The organism is Corallococcus sp. CA049B, assembly GCF_003611685.1.
Classification (GTDB): Bacteria; Myxococcota; Myxococcia; order Myxococcales; family Myxococcaceae; genus Corallococcus; species Corallococcus coralloides.
Map to the genome: position 1 here is coordinate 1 of NZ_RAWC01000406.1, position 2,816 is coordinate 2,816.

At 71.1% G+C, this 2,816-nt stretch carries 3 protein-coding genes; 2 read left to right on the plus strand and 1 reads right to left on the minus strand.

The features are described 5' to 3' along the window. Positions 1-369 precede the first annotated feature (369 nt). Positions 370-1,140, plus strand: coding sequence for an RDD family protein (locus tag D7W82_RS39155; protein WP_171427338.1), 771 nt, complete (start codon positions 370-372; stop codon positions 1,138-1,140). A gap of 1 nt (position 1,141) precedes the next feature. Continuing rightward, positions 1,142-2,152: a stage II sporulation protein M gene (locus D7W82_RS39160; RefSeq protein ID WP_120623117.1), complete on the plus strand. Its 1,011-nt coding sequence runs from the start codon at positions 1,142-1,144 to the stop codon at positions 2,150-2,152. Here the strand turns inward: D7W82_RS39160 and D7W82_RS39165 are convergent. Continuing rightward, positions 2,068-2,583 carry a J domain-containing protein gene (locus D7W82_RS39165; protein WP_120623118.1) on the minus strand — a complete coding sequence of 172 codons (516 nt, stop codon included), beginning with the start codon at positions 2,581-2,583 and terminating at the stop codon, positions 2,068-2,070. The two genes, D7W82_RS39160 and D7W82_RS39165, sit on opposite strands and share 85 nt — an antisense overlap. Between the last annotated feature and the right edge of the window lie 233 nt (positions 2,584-2,816).

The window sequence follows — 2,816 nt, forward strand, 5'->3', positions numbered from 1 at the left end:
TCGCCCCATGCCGGCGACCATCTCCTCAAGGTAGGCGCCCAGTGCCTCGTCCAGCTTCTTGAGCTGCGCGGGTGTCATCCCGACCGTAGATCACGCCTGCCACCCGCCTTCAAGTGACCGGGTAGTACTAACATCATCCAAGGCCTCATGCGAACGGACCCGCGCAGGACTGTCAATTGCGCATGGAACGCATGGAAATCCAGGGCCTCGTCCGTCAGGTCGTGATCGCTGTCGCCCCTGGGACATCCGTTCCGCGTCCACATTCGGATGTTTTACCCGGTGTTTCGTCCCATGCCCGAGGGCAGCGCCCGCATGCGCGCGGATGGCGCGTCCTGGATGGCAAAGGCGTATGCTGTGCGTCCCGCGCGCATGACTCCCTCCGCCCCCGCACCCCATGTCGACGTCGCCACGCCCGAGCGGGTGGCCCTGTCCCTGCCCGTGGCCGGCATCGGCTACCGCTGTCTTGCGTGGCTGGTGGACGCGAGCCTGCTGTTCTTCTTCTGGGTGGCGCTCTACTTCGTCATCACCCTGCTCGTCTCCGACGTGCTGGGGGCCTTCCAGGCGCTGTCGGGGCTCACGCAGACACTGCTCGCGGTGGGCCTCTTCGCCACGCAATGGCTGTACTGGACGGTGGCGGAGGTCTTCTTCCATGGACAGACACCCGGCAAGCGCGCGCTGCGCATCCGGGTGGTGCGCGAGGATGGCTCACCGGTGGGCTTCTTCGAGAGCGCGGTGAGGAACCTGTGTCGGGCGGTGGACTTCCTGCCGGTGCTCTACGCCACCGGCTGCATCACCATGCTGCTGGACTCGCGCCACCGCCGGTTGGGCGACATGCTCGCCGGCACCGTGCTGGTGCGTGAGGAGGCCATCGACCTGGACAAGTACACGCAGGCGCCCCCGGTGGACGCGCCCGCCACGGACGCGAGCGTGCAGCGCCCGCTGGACGCGGAGGACGTGGAGCTGGTGCTGGCGTTCCTCGCGCGCGCGCCCGGCCTGGAGCCGCAGGTGCGGCGGCGGCTGGGCACGAGGCTGGTGGACCGCGTGGGCGCGTCCCTGACGGACGAGGAGCGCACGCGGGTGCTCCAGTCGCCGGAGGCCACGGAGGCCTTCCTGCGCACGCGCGCGAAGGCGGTCCACTGACATGGCCGCGCCCCTGCCCACGTTCGTCACGCGGCGCCGGCCGGACTGGGACGCGCTCCAGGCCCTGCTGACGCGCCAGCGCGCGGGCCGCCTGAGCCTGGCCGAGCTGCGCACGCTGGACACGCTGTACCGGCGCGCGGCCGCGGACCTGGCGCAGGCGCAGACGTTCTATCCGGGCACGGACGCGCACCGCTTCCTCAACCAGCTGTGCGCGCAGGCGTATGGCGCCATCTACCAGCCGCCGCGCGAGCGCTGGGCCTCCACGCGCGACTTCTTCCGCCGGGACTTCCCCGCCACCCTGCGCCGCGAGGCGCGCTTCGTGGGCGTGAGCGCGGGCCTGCTGGTGCTGGGGCTGCTGCTGGGCGCGCTGGTGGTGACGCTGGAGCCGCGCGGCGCGGAGCTGCTGGTGCCGGAGGGCGTGCGGCGCTACGTGGCGCAGGGGCGCATGTGGACGGACGACCTGCTGTCCGTGGCGCCGCCCAACGCCGTGGCCTCTGGCATCGCGACCAACAACCTCACCGTCACGCTGTTCGCGTTCGCGTCCGGCATCCTCCTGGGCATCGGGCCCGTCTTCACGCTCGTGAACAACGGCGTGTTGATTGGGGCCGTGGGGGCGCTGTGCTTCCGCGAGGGCATGGCGGCGGGCTTCCTGGACTTCATCGCCGCGCACGGGCCCGTGGAGCTGTCCATCATCGTCATCGCGGGCGGCGCGGGGCTGATGGTGGGCCAGGCGCTCATCGACCCCGGCGAGCTGCCGCGCGCGCAGGCGCTCCAGGCGCGCGGCCGTGAAGCCGTGAAGCTGGTGGTGGGCTGCGCGCCCTTCCTCGCCGGCATCGGCTTCGTGGAGGGCTTCATCTCCCCGGGCCACCTGTTCCCCACCTGGGCCAAGGTGGGGCTGGGCCTGTCGCTGGGAGTCCTCTTCTGGTTCTACCTGTTGCGCGCGGGCAGGACGGACGCGGGCGTGGCGCGCGTGGACGTGCCGGACGCCATGGCCTCCAGCCGCTTGCGCTGACGGTGCTTGAGGATGCGCTCGTAGGCGTCGTTGACCTCGCGCATCTGCTCCGCGGAGCCGCCCCGGTCCGGGTGCCGCTCCAGGGCCAGCGCGTGGAAGCGCGCGCGAATCACGTCCGGCGTATCCAACGGCGACACGCCCAGCGTCTGGTACGGGCACTGCTCCTGGACGGCGGAGAGCCACTTGTCCAGCCGGTCCTTCACCTCCACGAAGCGCGCGTCCGCGTCCGCGGTGTCCTTCACCGGGTGCGTGCGCATCTTCGCGTCCGCGCGGAAGACCTCGCTGTAGGTGCTGGACACCCAGCGGTGGCATGAACCGCACCGGTAGTACTTCACCCGGGTTCCGGGCTGGAGTGTCATCATCACGCCGCAGTGGGTGCACTCCACCGTGACGTTCTCCAGTGTCTGCCAGCTCGCGACCGCCGCACCCATGGTGACTTCGACCTCCGTTCGCAACACGCCTGTAGCACCGGCAAACTCCCACAGCCGGCGATCCCGTCAAGAAAATGTCGCGAACGACCCGGGGGTGCCCTCGGCGCGCTGCCGGGCTTCCCGGGATTCGGGTAGAACGCCCCCATGCGACCGCTCCTCGCCGCCGCCCTGCTCCTGACCGCCGCCGCGCACGCCCAGGCCCCGTCGGCCCCTCCGGCCGCGGCGCCCAAGGC

Bases quoted from the DNA above. Each gene is read 5' to 3' on its own strand.
- D7W82_RS39155 (WP_171427338.1), top strand. From the start codon at position 370: ATGACTCCCTCCGCCCCCGCACCCCATGTCGACGTCGCCACGCCCGAG.
- D7W82_RS39160 (WP_120623117.1), top strand. From the start codon at position 1,142: ATGGCCGCGCCCCTGCCCACGTTCGTCACGCGGCGCCGGCCGGACTGG.
- D7W82_RS39165 (WP_120623118.1), bottom strand. From the start codon at position 2,583: ATGGGTGCGGCGGTCGCGAGCTGGCAGACACTGGAGAACGTCACGGTG.